Origin of the sequence: Burkholderia pyrrocinia (assembly GCF_001028665.1) — a bacterium.
GTDB lineage: Bacteria > Pseudomonadota > Gammaproteobacteria > Burkholderiales > Burkholderiaceae > Burkholderia > Burkholderia pyrrocinia.
This window is the reverse complement of record NZ_CP011505.1, coordinates 281,850-297,250: the sequence shown is the minus strand read 5'-3', so window position 1 is coordinate 297,250 and position 15,401 is coordinate 281,850. Positions and strand designations below refer to the sequence as shown.

18 protein-coding genes are annotated in these 15,401 nt (G+C 66.1%); 7 read left to right on the top strand and 11 right to left on the bottom strand.

The annotated features are described in order from the left end of the window. Window positions 1–86 precede the first annotated feature (86 nt). Window positions 87–1,064 carry an AraC family transcriptional regulator gene (locus tag ABD05_RS31515; protein ID WP_047904094.1) on the top strand — a complete coding sequence of 326 codons (978 nt, stop codon included), beginning with the start codon at window positions 87–89 and terminating at the stop codon, window positions 1,062–1,064. 35 nt (window positions 1,065–1,099) lie between these two features. Here ABD05_RS31515 and ABD05_RS31510 read toward each other — a convergent pair whose 3' ends face one another. After that, window positions 1,100–1,939, bottom strand: coding sequence for an NUDIX hydrolase (locus ABD05_RS31510; RefSeq protein ID WP_238594225.1), 840 nt, complete (start codon window positions 1,937–1,939; stop codon window positions 1,100–1,102). 158 nt (window positions 1,940–2,097) lie between these two features. On the opposite strand from ABD05_RS31510, the gene ABD05_RS31505 reads away from it, so the two are divergent. Beyond that, complete coding sequence (locus ABD05_RS31505) at window positions 2,098–2,958, top strand: PhzF family phenazine biosynthesis protein (RefSeq protein ID WP_047904092.1); 861 nt, start codon at window positions 2,098–2,100, stop codon at window positions 2,956–2,958. Between the two features lie 63 nt (window positions 2,959–3,021). Beyond that, window positions 3,022–3,699 (top strand): hypothetical protein, encoded by a 678-nt coding sequence (locus ABD05_RS35390; protein WP_148669183.1) that lies wholly within the window; start codon window positions 3,022–3,024, stop codon window positions 3,697–3,699. Window positions 3,700–3,727: 28 nt separating this feature from the next. Here the strand turns inward: ABD05_RS35390 and ABD05_RS31495 are convergent, their stop codons facing one another. After that, window positions 3,728–3,922 (bottom strand): hypothetical protein, encoded by a 195-nt coding sequence (locus ABD05_RS31495; RefSeq protein ID WP_047904091.1) that lies wholly within the window; start codon window positions 3,920–3,922, stop codon window positions 3,728–3,730. Then, window positions 3,909–5,147, bottom strand: a complete 1,239-nt coding sequence (locus tag ABD05_RS31490) for an SfnB family sulfur acquisition oxidoreductase (protein WP_047904090.1) — start codon at window positions 5,145–5,147, stop codon at window positions 3,909–3,911. Before ABD05_RS31490 ends, ABD05_RS31495 begins: the two co-directional genes overlap by 14 nt. A gap of 292 nt (window positions 5,148–5,439) precedes the next feature. Between ABD05_RS31490 and ABD05_RS31485 the strand changes: the two genes are divergently transcribed. Continuing rightward, window positions 5,440–6,699, top strand: coding sequence for an acyl-CoA dehydrogenase family protein (locus tag ABD05_RS31485; RefSeq protein WP_047904089.1), 1,260 nt, complete (start codon window positions 5,440–5,442; stop codon window positions 6,697–6,699). Beyond that, on the top strand, window positions 6,696–8,096 hold the full coding sequence (locus tag ABD05_RS31480; RefSeq protein WP_047904088.1) for an LLM class flavin-dependent oxidoreductase: 1,401 nt from the start codon (window positions 6,696–6,698) through the stop codon (window positions 8,094–8,096). Before ABD05_RS31485 ends, ABD05_RS31480 begins: the two co-directional genes overlap by 4 nt. Window positions 8,097–8,445: 349 nt before the next feature. On the opposite strand, the gene ABD05_RS31475 is transcribed toward ABD05_RS31480, so the two are convergent. The 3 genes from ABD05_RS31475 to ABD05_RS38535 form a co-directional block, all read right to left on the bottom strand. Then, entirely contained in the window at window positions 8,446–8,754 is a 309-nt protein-coding gene (locus ABD05_RS31475; RefSeq protein ID WP_047904087.1) for an H-NS histone family protein, read from the bottom strand. Between the two features lie 130 nt (window positions 8,755–8,884). Further along, the gene (locus ABD05_RS31470) at window positions 8,885–9,118 is read right to left on the bottom strand and encodes a flagellar transcriptional regulator FlhD (RefSeq protein WP_047904086.1); all 234 of its coding nucleotides are present in this window, start codon (window positions 9,116–9,118) and stop codon (window positions 8,885–8,887) included. 115 nt (window positions 9,119–9,233) lie between these two features. Continuing rightward, window positions 9,234–9,575 (bottom strand): hypothetical protein, encoded by a 342-nt coding sequence (locus ABD05_RS38535; protein ID WP_162489613.1) that lies wholly within the window; start codon window positions 9,573–9,575, stop codon window positions 9,234–9,236. On the opposite strand from ABD05_RS38535, the gene galU reads away from it, so the two are divergent. Together galU and ABD05_RS31460 are read left to right on the top strand one after the other, a co-directional pair. Beyond that, on the top strand, window positions 9,463–10,347 hold the full coding sequence (galU, locus tag ABD05_RS31465; RefSeq protein WP_047904644.1) for a UTP--glucose-1-phosphate uridylyltransferase GalU: 885 nt from the start codon (window positions 9,463–9,465) through the stop codon (window positions 10,345–10,347). The genes ABD05_RS38535 and galU overlap by 113 nt on opposite strands. 24 nt (window positions 10,348–10,371) lie before the next feature. Beyond that, complete coding sequence (locus ABD05_RS31460) at window positions 10,372–10,995, top strand: phosphatase PAP2 family protein (RefSeq protein ID WP_047904085.1); 624 nt, start codon at window positions 10,372–10,374, stop codon at window positions 10,993–10,995. An 85-nt stretch (window positions 10,996–11,080) separates the two neighbouring features. Here the strand turns inward: ABD05_RS31460 and ABD05_RS31455 are convergent, their stop codons facing one another. Genes ABD05_RS31455 through kdsA form a run of 5 tightly spaced genes read right to left on the bottom strand, consistent with a single transcriptional unit; the run spans window position 11,081 to window position 15,379 of the window. Next, a complete protein-coding gene (locus ABD05_RS31455) occupies window positions 11,081–12,247 on the bottom strand; it encodes a beta propeller repeat protein (protein WP_476577968.1) in 1,167 nt (388 codons plus the stop codon). Between the two features lie 35 nt (window positions 12,248–12,282). Then, window positions 12,283–13,218 carry a KpsF/GutQ family sugar-phosphate isomerase gene (locus ABD05_RS31450; protein ID WP_047904084.1) on the bottom strand — a complete coding sequence of 312 codons (936 nt, stop codon included), beginning with the start codon at window positions 13,216–13,218 and terminating at the stop codon, window positions 12,283–12,285. Beyond that, window positions 13,196–14,002 (bottom strand): 3-deoxy-manno-octulosonate cytidylyltransferase, encoded by an 807-nt coding sequence (kdsB, locus tag ABD05_RS31445; protein WP_047904083.1) that lies wholly within the window; start codon window positions 14,000–14,002, stop codon window positions 13,196–13,198. Before kdsB ends, ABD05_RS31450 begins: the two co-directional genes overlap by 23 nt. Further along, window positions 13,986–14,537, bottom strand: a complete 552-nt coding sequence (locus tag ABD05_RS31440) for a KdsC family phosphatase (protein WP_047904082.1) — start codon at window positions 14,535–14,537, stop codon at window positions 13,986–13,988. Before ABD05_RS31440 ends, kdsB begins: the two co-directional genes overlap by 17 nt. After that, complete coding sequence (gene kdsA / locus ABD05_RS31435) at window positions 14,534–15,379, bottom strand: 3-deoxy-8-phosphooctulonate synthase (protein WP_047904081.1); 846 nt, start codon at window positions 15,377–15,379, stop codon at window positions 14,534–14,536. The genes ABD05_RS31440 and kdsA overlap by 4 nt, the downstream gene beginning before the upstream one ends. Window positions 15,380–15,401 lie beyond the last annotated feature (22 nt).

Genomic DNA, 15,401 nt, shown 5'->3' with positions numbered 1-15,401 from the left:
CTCCCGAATGTCGATTGAAGCATGCATACTAGTCTGACGATCAACGTCGAATAAGCCCGATTCCGCTGATTTTCTTGCACAAAACTATGAGCACCGAGTCCACCTCCGCCCGCCATCCGTCGCTGTCGCCGTCACCGCGAAACCGGAAGCGCCTGGTCACGCTGCTGCGCACGCTGGCGCCCGACGAAGGCTACAACCTGACCGCGCTGCCGAGCGTCCGCATCCTGCGTTCGAACCGCGCACTGTCGCGCACGCCGGTCCTGTACGACCCGGGAATCGTGATCGTGTGCCAGGGCTGCAAGCGCGGATACTTCGGCGGCGAACGCTATCTGTACGACGAACACCACTACCTCGCCGTGTCCGTGCCCGTCCCGTTCAGCATGGAAACCGACGCAACGCCCGAGCGCCCGCTGCTCGCGCTGTATCTGCACCTCGATTTCACGATGGCCGCCGAGCTCGCGGCGCAGATCGACCGCGAAGGCGTGGCGGAACACGTGCAGGCGCCCAGGAGCATGATGTCGACCCCGATGGATGAAGCGATGCACGCGTCGGTGCTGCGCTTCGTCGAGGCGATGCAGCGGCCGCTCGAAGCCGCGGTGCTCGGCCCGGCGCTGCTTCGCGAGCTGTATTTCCGCGTGCTCACCGGCGCGCAGGGAAGCGCGATGCGCAGCGCACTCGCGATGCGCGGGCAGTTCGGCCGGATCGGCCGATCGCTGCGCGTGATCCATGCCGATTACGCGCAGCCGCTCGACGTGTCGCAACTGGCCGACGAAGCCGGCATGAGCGTGCCGAGCTTTCACAGCCACTTCAAGGCAATCACGCAGGTGTCGCCGATGCAGTACCTGAAGTCGACGCGCCTGCATCAGGCGCGGCTGCTGATGGTGCGCCAGGAACTGACGGCCGAGGCGGCCGGCTATGCGGTGGGTTATACGAGCCCGTCGCAGTTCAGCCGCGAATTCAAACGTCTGTTCGGTCTGACGCCGGCGAAGGAAACGCAGCGCATGCGCGCGAGTTTCGCGATTCCGGAGGCATTCGAGGATGCGGTTTATGTGTCCTCGCATTGAAGTGCGTCGGAGCCCGATCGCAGCACACGCGTTCGTCACGCAGCGTCGAGAACCAGACCTGCCAGCGACTTCAGGATGAACGCGGTCACGCCCCAGATGTCCTGCGCCTGATCCGCCCAGTACCAGGCGCCCGTGCGTTCGCCTTCGCTGTATTGCCGTGGCAGATCCGGATTCAGCAGCGCGGAGAACGGAAACTCGAAGATCTCCTCGACTTCGGCCGGCGCCGCTTCCCATTCGGCCGTTTCCGGCACGATGCCGATCACAGGAAAGATCGCGTGATGGCGCTTTCGGGTTTTATGAATCGGCAGGCACCCGATCACCCGGACCGCGCCGGGCTCGAGGCGAATTTCCTCGAACGCTTCGCGCAATGCAGTCGCGCCGATATCGCGGTCGGATTCCGCCGGACGTCCGCCCGGGAAACTCACATGCGACGAATATTCGCTGAGCCCCGACGAACGCTTGGTCAGCAGGATCGTCGGCTCGTGCCGCGCAACGATCGCCACCAGGACAGCCGAGAATTTCCACTGTCCGTCGTTGTCCGCAAGGTATCGCTTCGCCGCTGGCCAATCCGTTTCGGCCGGGATCCGGAAGCGTTCCACGCCGCGCACGATCGTTTCCAGGACACTACTGTCGGATGCCATGTCTTCCTCCTGCGCGCTTGAATCTGCAAGCTCCGGGCGGCGCCCAACCCGACAGGGTTGCCGGGGAACGGTGTCGTTGTCGCGAAATCGGGTGAAACGGTGTTCGCGATGCGACCGCACATCGCGCGCATTCAAGCGCGACTGCCTGCTCCAACGCAAGAATATCCGCCGGTAGTACGGGAATTTGAATTCCCGGATCGGATTGCCATCGACACATCGGAGAAACCTGATCATGCATGAAATTCAAACGGCACGCATGCCGCACCCTTCATCGAATCTTGCGGGCACAATGGCGTACTGCATCGCAACGACATGCATTCCCGGCGTCGACACCGACAGCCGATAATCCCCTGCCCAAAGACCGGCGATCGCTACACCCACGCGAGATTCGAATGACCACGTATGCCTTCCGCCTGCTGAACGTATTCGCCGAATCGACGTTCGGCGGCAACCCGCTTTGCGTATTCGAAGATGCGCGCGGCATGGACGACGCAACGATGCAGGCACTGGCCGTGCAGTTCAACCTGTCCGAAACGACCTTCGTGTTGCCGTCTGACCGCGCGCACGCGCGGGTACGGATCTTCACGCCGGGGTACGAGATGGCCTTTGCGGGCCATCCCACGCTCGGCACTGCGCATGTCGTGCGTGACCTGCTGAGTGCCGGCGACGCGCTCGCGCTCGAATTCAAGGCCGGGGTGGTCCACGTCACTGCACACGACGACGCGTGGACGTTCATCGCGCCGCACGTGGGCATGCCGAAGACGGCAGCGTGCGAGTTGTCCGATGCCCAAACGGCGGCAATGCTGGGGCTGACGGAAGACGACTTGCTCGCACCGCCGATCTGGATCAATACAGGCGCCGATCAACTGCTGGTCGCACTCAAGGACACCGACGCGGTGCGCCGCGCGCAGCCCGACAGCGCGTGCGTCGACATCTGGCCGAAAAGCAGTCTCGGCCGCAAGACCGCCTACGTGTTCGCGTTCGACGCCGGGCGCCCCGGGAAAGTGGTATCCCGCTATTTCTTCGTGAAACAGGGCGGCGGCATTTCGGAAGACCCGGGCACCGGGTCGGCCTGTGCGAACCTCGGTGGCTGGCTGCTTGCCGCCCGACACGATCTGCCTGCGGCCTTTCAGGTCGAGCAGGGCGACGCCGTGGGCCGGCCTTGTCGGCTGCGGCTGTCGGTCAGCGCGAACGGCGAAATCGGTGTCGGGGGGCGCGTGATCGAACTCGGGCGCGGTACCGTCAACGTATAGACGCAGCACGCGCCGCCGCGTTTGTTATGCTGCGTGCATCGCTCGCCCGAACCGATCGTCGACATGAACGCCCTCGCCCCCGACCTCGCCCGCACGCTGCGCGCATCCTGCGACGCCTGCTTCGGCACAGCTGCTGTCTGGCCGCTCGTCGAGCGTGCATACAACGAGCCGCAGCGCTTCTACCACACGCTCGCGCACCTGGCGGAACTGTTCGCGCACCTCGCGCCGTATCGCGCGGAACCACTGTGGCCGGCCATCGAGCTCGCCGTATGGGCACACGATTTCGTCTACGCGACGACGTTGCCGGACTATGCGGACAACGAAGCGCGCAGTGCGCACTGGCTCGTGCAGGTCACGAACGAACGCTGCACCGAGTCGTGGTTGCATGCGCACGCATCGCATGTGTCCGCTGCACACGATCTCGTGCTCGCGACGAAGTCGCACCGGCTGCCCGCTACGTTCGCGTCCGATCCGGGCTTGCAGCGCGCCGGGTGGATTTTTCTCGACGCCGATCTCGCGATCCTCGCGGCCGCACCCGACCGGCTGCGCGAGTACGATCGCGCGATCGCACGCGAATGGGCGCAGGATCCGGACGCGCCGTCGGCGGCCTTCCGTGCCGGCCGCAAGCAGGCGCTCGAACATCTGCGCAGGCAAGTCCCGCTGTTTCAATCGGCGGAATTCGCGCCGCTCACGCCGCTTGCGCAACGCAATCTCGACACGCTGATCCACGCGTACGCGTGAGCGTCGTGTGCACCGCCGCGTAGTTGCGTCAGACGGCGTCGCATCTGCGCGAGCGCACCGCGAACGCGAGAATCACCGCGCCGGCGCGCTCATGCGGCAGGATCTCCCGCAACAGCGACCGGCACGCACGCGCCGCGACGCCGAGCCCGACGACGATCACGATCTTGCGCGCAAACAGCACGTCGTTGAAGCCGACGAACGTGCGCGGATCAATTCCACGCATGGCGCGCCGGACGCACGCCGTTCAGGTAGTAGTTGCCGACGAGGTGATATTTCCACCGCACCGGATCGTGCAGCGTATGCGTACGCGCGTTGCGCCAGTGCCGGTCGAGGTTATGCTCGGCGAGCGTCGACTGCGTGCCGGCCAGTTCGAACAGTTTCTCGCCCGCGAGCAGCGCGATCTCGGTCGTCAGCACCTTCGCTTCGCCGACCGCGACCGACGCGCGCGCGACATCGTCGTCGGTCACCGTGCCGCGCGCGCCGATCTCGTCGAGCGTGCGCGCCGCACGTTCCAGCAGCGCTTCCGCCGCATGAAGCTGGATGTGCAGACGGCCGATCTCACGGAGAATCAGCGGATCGTCTGCCGCCCGTTCGACGCCGCTGTCGACCCACGGCCGCGTGCGGGTGCGTACGAACGCCAGCGTATCGTCGATGGCCGCTTTCGCGATGCCGGCATCGATCGCCGCCTGGATGATCTGCGACAGCGGGCCATTGAGCGTCGGCTCGTCCGACACGCGCTGCGCGGGCAGCACATGCGACGCGGGAACGCGCACGCCGTCGAGCACCACCGTGCCGCTCGCGGTCGTGCGCTGCCCGAACCCCGACCAGTCGTCGATCACGGTCAGCCTCGGGCTCGGCTGCGGCACGTAGGCAAGCCACGCGTGCTGCGCGTCGTCGAGACCGAGCACCGGCACGTAATGCGCGAACAGCGCGCCCGTCGAGTAGAACTTCGTGCCGTCGACGACATAGCCGTCGCCATCGCGGCGCACGCGCGTCTTCAGATCGAGCACGTGCTTCGTGCCCTTCTCCGAGAAACCGTTGCCGAACCGCTTGCCGCTCAGCACTTCCGCGAAGAAATGACGTTTCTGCGCGTCGGTGCCGGCCAGCGCGATCACGTCGACCAGCCCGAAATGATTCTGCGGCAACTGTCCGAGCGACGCATCGGCCGCCGCAATAATCCTGATCACCTCGACGAGCGTCACATGCGATACGCCCGCACCGCCGTATGCCTTCGGCACCGTGATCGCCCATAGCCCCGACTGCGAGAACCATTCGATCTCGTCGCGCGGCAACCGGCGCTCCCGGTCCCGCTCGGCAGCGCCTTCCGCAAGCCGCTGCGCCAGCGCATGCGCGGCTGCGATCGCCTGCGCATCGTCGGCGATCACGCGGGCCACTTGCGGTTTCTGATCGGCCGACCGCTCCTGAATCGTGGCGCTCGTATCTGACATCGGGCTCTCCTGTCGAATGGCGATAGCACTCAATCTAGCAGCACGTTGCAGGTCGGCAAACCGAGCGATTCTCGGAACGATATTCCTTCGGATCACAAACGACATGGAGAGTCTCGCACGCGACATCGTGCTTCTGCGTCGCAATCGATGCCCGAGCGCCGGGGTGTTCCAGGCCGTTCCGCGTAATGCTGATCGACGATAACGATCTGCGAATCCGTTATTGGAACGCCCGCCCCGCGCTTCCTATACTGGCCTCCCGGCGCAAACGGCCCCGCCCTTCGAGGAAATCCGCATGACTTCGTCGCACGCAGACACCGACCTTTCCACCGGCACCGACTACGACGCACTCGCGAGCCGGTTCCGGCCGATATTCGACCGCATCGCAACCGGCACCGCCGAACGCGAACGTCGCCGCGAACTGCCGCACGAAGCGATCGGCTGGCTGAAGGCGGCCGGCTTCGGCGCGGTACGGCTGCCGGTACGCGACGGCGGCGCCGGCGCATCGCTGCCGCAGTTGTTCCGGCTGCTGATCGAGCTCGCCGCCGCCGATTCCAATCTGCCGCAGGCGTTGCGCGGACACTTCGCGTTCGTCGAGGACTGGCTGAACGCGCCGCCCGGGCCGCAACGCACGACATGGTTCGACCGCTTCGCAAGCGGCCAGCTCGTCGGCAACGCGTGGTCGGAGGCCGGCGACGTGCCGCTCGGCCAGACCATCACGAAGGTGTCGGAGCAGAACGGCCGGCTGGTGCTGAACGGGCGGAAGTTCTACAGCACGGGCAGCCTGTTCGCCGACTGGATCGACGTGTTCGCGCAGCGCGCACATGACGGCAGCGACGTGATCGTCGCCGTCGCGACCGCGCAGCCCGGCGTGATCCGCGACGACGACTGGGACGGCTTCGGCCAGACGACTACCGGCAGCGGCACGACGCGCTTCGAGAATGCGGCGGTCGACGCGCACGACGTGATCGACTTCGCACGCCGCTTCAAGTACCAGACCGCGTTCTACCAACTCTTCCACGTCGCGACGCTGGCCGGCATCGGCCACGCGATCGTGCGCGACGCGGGCGAACTCGTGCGCGCTCGCACCCGCGTGTACAGCCACGGCAACGCGCCGCGCGCGGGCGACGACGCACAGCTGCAGCAGGTGATCGGCGAGATCGCATCGTGGGCGTACGCGGCCGACGCGCTCGCGCTGCGCGCCGCGCAGCCGCTTCAGCTCGCCTACGAGGCGCGCTTCGGCGGCGACCAACAGGCCGAGCACGACGCGAACGTCGCGGCCGAAATCGAATCCGCGCAGAGCCAGCTCGTCGTGTCCGAACTCGTATTGCGTGCCGCGACGCGCCTGTTCGACGCACTCGGCGCGTCCGCCACGCGCAGCACGACCGCGCTCGACCGCCACTGGCGCAATGCGCGCACGGTGTCGTCGCACAATCCGCTTGTCTACAAGGCCAGGATCGTCGGCGACTGGGTCATCAACGGCCGCACGCCGCCGTTCGTCTGGCGCGTCGGCGACGGCACGAGCCCGAGCACGGAAACGGGAGCCGTTCAATGAGCAAGACCATCCGCTTCAACGCGTTCGAGATGAACTGCGTCGGCCATCAGTCGCCGGGGCTGTGGGCGCATCCGCGCGACCGTTCGTGGCAGTACAAGGACCTCGACTACTGGACCGACCTCGCCCGCATCCTCGAACGCGGGATCTTCGACGCGATCTTCATCGCGGACGTGATCGGCTATTACGACGTCTACAAGGGCAGCAACTACCACGCGCTGCACCAGGCCGCGCAGATCCCGGTCAACGACCCGCTGCAGCTCGCCGCGCCGATCGCGATGGCGACCGAGCATCTCGGCATCGGCATCACCGCGTCGACGACGTTCGAGCACCCGTACACGTTCGCGCGCCGGCTGTCGACCGCCGACCACCACACCAAGGGCCGGCTCGCGTGGAACATCGTCACGTCCTACCTGGAGAGCGGCGCGAAGAACGTCGGCGATCACGGCTTGCGCACGCACGACGATCGTTATGCGGTCGCGGCCGAATACGTCGAGGTGCTGTACAAGCTGTTCGAGGGCAGCTGGGAAGACGGCGCCGTGGTGCGCGATCGCGACGGCCGCGTGTTCACGCATCCCGAGAAGGTGCACGAGATCGGCCACAAGGGCCGTTTCTTCGACGTGCCCGGCTATCACCTGTGCGAACCGTCGCCGCAGCGCACGCCGGTGCTGTTCCAGGCCGGCGCGTCCGGCCCCGGCAAGGCGTTCGCCGCGCAGCACGCCGAATGCGTGTTCGTCGCCGCGCCGACCCGCGAGCAGCTCGCGCGCTACGTGGCCGACGTGCGCGCGCAGGCCGCCGCCGCGGGACGCGATCCGCGCAAGGTGCTGATCTACAACCTCGTCACGGTGATCGTCGACGAAACCGACGAGAAGGCGCAGGCCAAGTTCGACGAGTACCGCCGCTACGTGTCGTACGACGGCTCGCTGGTGTTCATGTCCGGCTGGACCGGCATCGACTTCGGCCAGTATGCGCCGGCCGATCCCGTCAGGCGCGTCGAAACGAATGCGATCGTTTCGGCGGTCGAGCACCTGGCGGGCGGCGACACCGCGTGGACGATCGAGGCACTGGCGGCCTGGGGCGGCATCGGCGGCCTGGGCCCGGTGTTCGTCGGGTCGGCAGCGACCGTGGCGGACATCCTGCAGGAATGGGTTGCCGCAACCGATGTGGACGGCTTCAATCTCGCGTATGCGGTCGCGCATGAAACCTTCGAAGACATCGTGCGCTACCTCGTTCCGGAGCTGCAGCGGCGCGGCGTGTATCCGACGCAATATGCGCCGGGCACGCTGCGCGAGAAACTGTTCGGCGGCACGGCGCGGCTACCGGACGAACATCCGGCCGCGCAGTTTCGCGATATCGAGCAGGTCAAGCGCGATGCCGAGCGGGAGGCCGTCAGCGCGTGACGGCAATGTCGAAGCCGGCTTGCCCGCATTCGGCGGCGACCGGCTTCAGCACAAACGGCTTCGTGCGGTCCGACGAAGCCGTTGGTATTTTCCGGGGGCGGCGAACGCGCCCCGCCAGCGTTTACGCGGCGCTTTCGTCGTCGATGTCGCGCGCCGTCGGCTCGTAACGTACGATCAACGGATACACAATCGGCGTGACGTCATGCACCGGGCGCGAGCACCGCGAGTGCCGTGTCACAGCCCGGTTCGCGCAGTGCCGAATCGACGTGGACGTATCCAGACGATCGGTGCGTTCCCGCGATTCACGACTCGCCCTCCGATCGTCGCGGCCCGGTTTGCCGCTACGCGCTCAAGCGGCGTTGCGCTCGATCAGGAACCGTTCGCGACGCCCGCCCTTGATCCAGCCGGGCACGCGACCTCGCCCGTTCCACGTCGCGCCGGTCTTCGGATCGCGATACTTCGGCGCTGCCGCGGTCTTTCGCACGGCCGGTCTTCCGGCACCGCCCGCGCGACCGAATATCTGTCCGGCTGTCAGGCCATATTCGGCGACCCGGGTGCGAACCTCGTGTATGACGGCCTCGAGTTCGGCGAGTCTCGCTTCCTCGACGCGCTTCATCAACTCGTCGGCTTGCGCCTTCAATTCGCGATAACCGGCCATGCGATTCCTCCATATTTTTACGGCGTTATAAAAGACCGGACGGGCGCGACAATACGACCGCCGGATTTTCACGATGCAATGTCGTGAAAAGGTACGACCGGAACTCTCATTCCAAAAACCGGAAAACGGATCACGCGCGCCCCGGTGCGTTTTCGGCACGAAATTCACAGACCAGTTCGCCACCGGCCGCGAGTTCATCGATCTGCGCCAGCGTCAACGAGACGATGGACGCGGCAATTTCATCCGAGATACCCAATTGCCGCTTGCCCTCTTCGCGGTCGATACGCAGCATGCGCTGCGCAAGCACGAGATACGCGCGGTTGAATTCCGCGATTGCATCGAAGATATCGCCTTGTCCGGTCATGACCGCTCCTGAGCCGACGGCGATTCCGTGTGCCGCGAACGCGGCGCCGTTACCGGACCGTCCAGTAGTAGATGCCTGAATCTAAGTCATTCGATCGACGTCATGCCGACAATTCCTAGATGGCATCCGACACGCGATAAATCGGCAATTGCAATTCGCGATTCATCGCTGTCGGATTCAGCCTAGATTCGGTCACCACCCGAAACCGGAATACCCATACGATTTTCGGACGACGCGCGAACCATTCGCGCGAGCGGCACAGCACCGGCGAACGACGATTGCATTCCTGCATTGCCCGCGATCGTATCGTTGGCCCTAATCCTGAACGGATGGAATCCGAAATCATGTTGAAAGTGACGAAAGCCGTATTTCCGGTCGCAGGTCTCGGCACGCGATTTTTGCCTGCAACCAAGGCCAGCCCGAAAGAGATGCTGCCTGTCGTGGACAAGCCGCTCATTCAATATGCGGTCGAAGAAGCCATCGACGCCGGCATCACCGAAATGATTTTCGTGACCGGCCGCAGCAAGCGTGCGATCGAAGACCACTTCGACAAATCCTACGAGATCGAAGCCGAGCTCGAAGCGCGCGGCAAGGACAAGCTGCTTTCCCTCGTTCGCAGCATCAAACCGAGCCACGTCGATTGCTTTTACGTTCGCCAGGCCGAAGCGCTCGGGCTCGGCCATGCCGTGCTGTGCGCGGAAAAACTCGTCGGCAACCAGCCGTTCGCGGTAATCCTCGCCGACGATCTGCTGGACGGCCCGACGCCGGTGCTGCGCCAGATGATCGATGTATTCGATCACTATCATGCGTCGGTGATCGGCGTGGAGGAAATCGCGCCGGACGAATCGAGGTCGTACGGCGTGATCGACGGCAAACGCTGGGAGGACAACCTGTTCAAGCTGTCCGGGATCGTCGAGAAACCGGAGCCGGCAAAGGCGCCGTCGAATTTCGGCGTCGTGGGCCGTTACGTGCTGAAGCCGAAGGTGTTCGATCATCTGCGCGCGCTTCGGCCCGGCGCCGGCGGCGAACTGCAGCTGACGGACGCGATCCAGTCGCTGCTGACGGACGAGCAGGTGCTCGCCCACCGCTACGACGGCACGCGTTTCGATTGCGGCAGCAAGCTCGGGTATCTGAAGGCGACGGTCGAGTTCGCGCTACGGCACCCGGAAGTGGCTGCGGACTTCGAAAGCTATCTGGAGACGCGCATGTCGGCGTTGCTGGTCGCCTGACGGTCGATACGCGTGGACTCGTTCATGTGGGCAGCCGTCTCCGATCTCGGCGACGCGGCGATGACGTTGCCGCTTGCCGTCGTATGCATCGGCTGGCTGACGCGGTCGACAACCGGGCAGCGTCACGCGGCGTCATGGGCGCTGATGCTCGGGGCCGGCATGGCGCTGGTCGGCGTCACCAAGATGCTGTACGCGGGCTGCGGCGTACAGATCCGCGCGATCGATTTCCGCGTGATCAGCGGGCACACGATGCTCGCGTCGGCGGTATGGCCGATGACATGCGTGCTTGCGCTGCACGGCTGCGCGAACGTGCGGGCGCGCACGTCGCTGTCGCTCGGGCTCGCGCTCGGTGCGCTGATCGGCGTCGCACGCGTATTCGACGACGCGCATACGCCGTCGGAAGTCGTCGCCGGCTGGATCGTCGGCTCGGCGGTCGCGCTAGCGTTCGTGCTGCGACATGGCGTGCCGCGCGTCGATGCCCGGTATCGCGCGCTCGCCGCCGGTTCGCTGCTTGCCGTGTCGGCCGTCGCCTATGGCCGTCACGCGCCGATTCAGGCAGCGATCGAACTGTATTCGCCGTTCCTGTGCGGACGCTTCCACCTGGTCAGCTTGCACGAAATCATCAGCCTGCCCGGCATCGCGGGGTAAGTTCGAACCGCCTGCGACACCCGCCCAGCCCGCGATCAACCCCGATCCCGGCAAGCATCCGCCGTGCAACCGGGATCGTCACGCGCTAGTCGGCCATCGGACCGTCTCGGAAATCGACGATACGATGGAAGGTAACGAAATTGGCATCGTGCTGGGAGTGCGCGCCGCCCTCCGGATCATCGAAGGACGTGCGCACGACTGCGACGATATCGTTCCCGTCGAATTGCCAGTCGACATACTGGAAGCCGTGCCTGCTCCAGTCCGCATGGGACAGCACCGTGCGACGCATGGTCCAGTGCACGAGATCCGGCGACGAAATCAGCCCCAGGACATTGCGCGCGCGTTCGTAGTTGTTGCCCCGATAGAGCGGGGTGACGGCGTTGCTCAGCGACCAGTAGAGTTTCGTGCGCGGATCGAAACGAATCGTGAATTTCTTGCCGGCACCGGGCATATCGACGAATCCGGCGGCCACATCGAAGCGGGCCACGGTGCCACTGGCGTTGACCGTCACGATCGCCGCGCGCTCGGGCAGCGCGTTGTAGTAGACGCGCAATACATTCACCACGCTCCCGTCCGGCCTCGCCACCGCGTTACCCTCGAGCCAGCCGCCGAATTTTCCGCCGAGCCATCCCGGATTCGGCGCAAGGCGATTGCTGAACGTCCAGTTGCCGGCCTTCAGCAGATCGCTGCCGACCGGCGCCGACATCATGAACGGCGAGATGCCGGTCTGCTCCACCGCTTCCATCGTCCGCCAGATGCGGCCGTTCGCGACGACCACCGGCACGGGCGCGGTGAAATACCGGCCGGCGTTCGCAAGCACGCCGCTGTCGCCGTCGCGCGGTACGCTCCACGTCGTCCCGCCATCCAGCGAACGTCGAATCACCGGCACGCCCGAGAACCCGCTCGTCCCGATGATGTACAGCGCCCGGCCCTCGACGAACAGCGAGGACCAGTATTGCCCGTTCAGTTCGCCCAGCTTCCGCCAGGAACGACCGCGATCACGTGACGCATACAACGTCTCGGTGTTTTGCGCGGACCCCGCACCGAACGTGTCATGCGCGACCACGTACGTTCCGTCCGCCAGGATCGCGAGCGCCGGCGAACCGAGATAGACCCGACTCGAGGCCGGACTGTGCGCAATCACGATGCCCGGCGGGGTCGGCTGCGGGCGCGGTCTGGCGGGATACTGCGCGCACGAACTGCAGCACATCGCGGCCATGGCAAGCGTGATTGCGGCAGCCCGTTTCGTCAGAACGGCAAGCGTGGGCAGGGTCATGACGGCAGCGCCTATTTCTTGAACACACCGACGACGTCGCCGCCGTCGACCACCAGCAACGCGCCGATCCGCTGCTGCTGCATCAGCAGCAACGCATCCTCGACCCGCGTGCCGGGCCGCACCGTGGACGGCTCGATCGACATCATGTCGGCCGCCGTGCGCCGCAACACGCCGTCGCCATGCCGCTCGATCGCGCGGCGGATATCGCCGTCGGTCACGATGCCCCAGCCGGCGTTGCGCTTCACGATCGCGAGCCCGAGCCGCCCGCGCGTCATCGCGTCCAGCACGTCGAGTGTCGACATGTCTTCCGTCACGAACGGCAAATCCCGGCACGCCATTTCGTCGTCGACCGTGGACAGCAGCCGGCGGCCGAGCGAGCCGCCCGGATGGAAACGGGCGAAGTGTTCCGGCTGGAAGCCGCGCGCCCGCATCAGCGTCACCGCCAGCGCATCGCCCATCGCGAGCGTCGCCGTCGTCGACGCGGTCGGCGCGAGTTGCAGCGGGCATGCCTCGCGCTCGACGCCGATGTCGAGATGGGCTCGCGCGGCGCTCGCGAGCGTCGACGCAGGATTGCCGGTCAGCGCGATCAGGTCGTTGCCGTTGCTGCGCAGGAACGGAATCAGTTTGATCACCTCGTCCGTTTCTCCGGAATTCGAAATCGCGAGAAACGTGTCGTCCGGCGTGACCATGCCCAGATCGCCGTGATAGGCCTCGCCCGGATGCATGAAAAAGCTGGGCGTGCCGGTGCTCGACAGCGTCGCGGCGATCTTCCTGCCGACAATGCCGGACTTGCCCATCCCGCACACGACGACACGGCCGCGCGACTCGAGGATGATCCCGACCGCATCGTCGAATTTCGCGTCGAGCCGCGCGGCAACGCCGGCCAATGCTCGCGACTCGATCTCGAAGACCTGCCGGGCGGACTCAATATGGTTCTGTTGCATCATGGGTTTGCCGTTTGAGAAGGGAGACGACACGGGCGACGTCGTCGGGTGTATCGATGCCGGCAGGCGGCGCATCGTGCCAGCGCATCACGTCGATCGGCGTGCCGAGCCACAGCGCGCGCAACTGCTCGAGCTGTTCCAGCTGCTCGAGTTCGCACGGCATCGCGCTCGCAAGCGCCTGCAATGCCGCGTTCGCGTAGCCGTAGAGGCCGATATGCCGCAGGAACACGCTGCGGCTCGAACCGTTCGCGCTGTCCGGCCGGCCGTCGCGGCAGAACGGAATCGCCGCGCGCGAGAAGTACAGCGCACGGCCGCGGCAGTCGACGACGAGCTTGACGATGGCCGGCTCGTCGAGCAGCGCGGCATCGCCGACCGGGCAGGCCACCGTCGCGACCCCGAGGTCCGGCGCCGCGCCGCAGAAGCCGGCGAATGCCTTGAGCAGCGCCGTCGGCACGAGCGGTTCATCGCCCTGCACGTTGAGCACCGCATCGGTGTCGCGCCAGCCGGACACGCGCGCGACTTCCGCCGCGCGATCGGTGCCGGACGCGTGACCGGCATCGGTCATCGCGAAACGGATGCCGCGCGCGTCGAGCACCTCCGCGATGCGCGCGTCGTCGATCGCGACGACAATGTCGGTATCGGGCAGCGCGCGGCGCACGCGCGCGTGCACGCGGACGATCATCGGCTCGCCGTCCAGATCGACGAGCGGCTTGCCCGGCAATCGCGTCGAACCGTACCGGGCCGGAATCACGACGCGCACCGGCCGCCCGTTATTGCACGACGTCATGACCGCTCCATTGTTCGAGCAACGGCCGATAGGTGTCGTCGAGCGACAGCCCGGCACCGGTCAGCAGATGTTCGGCCACCTCGCGCGCGACGCCGCGGCCGCCGGCCGTGCGCGCGACATGGTCGACGCGCGCGCGGACGAGCTGATGCGCATCGGCCGGCGCATACGACACGCCGACGCGTTCGATGACCGCCAGATCGTTCACGTCGTCGCCGACATACGCGATCTCGCGGTCGTCGATCCGCTGCCGCGCCTTGATATCCGCATAACCGGCGGCCTTGTCGTCGCAGCCGGTCACCAGCACGTCGACGCCGAGCTGCGCCGCCCGCCACGTCAGCGCGCCGCTGTGCTTGCCCGACAGGATGCCGCTGCGGATGCCGTGCGCGCGCAGCAGCGCGACCGCGACGCCGTCGTGCGCGTGAAAGCTCTTCATGAACTCGCCGTCGGCCGTCACGTGCAGCAAGCCGTCGGTCAGCACGCCGTCGACGTCGAACAGCACCAGGCGCACGGCCCCGCAATACATCGCGCCGCTCACCGGATCTCGAGCGGCGCAAGCCGCTTGACCAGATCGTCGACCGCCTTCACCTGCTGCAGGAACGGGTCGAGCAGCGCGAGCGGCAGCGCGCTCGGGCCGTCGCAGCGCGCGTGGTCGGGGTCCGGATGCGCTTCGAGGAACAGCCCGGCCAGCCCGACCGCCATCCCGGCGCGCGCGAGATCGAGCACCTGCCGCCGCCGGCCGCCCGATGCGGCGCCGTGCGGATCGCGCATCTGCAGGCTGTGCGTGACATCGAAGATCACCGGGCAGTCGCCCGTCGCATCGCGCATCTGGCGAAAGCCGAGCATGTCGACGACGAGATTGTCGTACCCGAAGGACGAGCCGCGCTCGCACAGGATCACGCGCTCGTTGCCGGCCTCGCGGCACTTCGATACGACGTGCTCGATCTGCGTCGGGCTCATGAATTGCGGCTTCTTGATGTTGACCGGGTTGCCGGTCTGCGCGATCGCGACGACGAGATCCGTCTGGCGCGCGAGAAACGCCGGCACCTGCAGCACGTCGACGACCTGCGAGACCGGCTCGGCCTGCCACACTTCATGCACGTCCGTGATGACCGGCACGCCGAAGCGGCGCTTGACCTCGTCGAAGATCCTGAGCCCTTCGTCGAATCCCACGCCGCGATACGAGTGGATCGACGAGCGATTGGCCTTGTCGAAGGAAGCCTTGAACACCAGCGGTATGCCGAGACGGCGCGTGACCTCGACGAACGTGCTGCAGACGTCGAGCGTGAACTCGGCGCTCTCGAGCACGTTGAGGCCGCCGAACAGGACGAACGGCAGGCTGTTGCCGACCGTGACGTCAGGCGTGATCGATACATTCATACATTCCTCCACGAAATTGGAT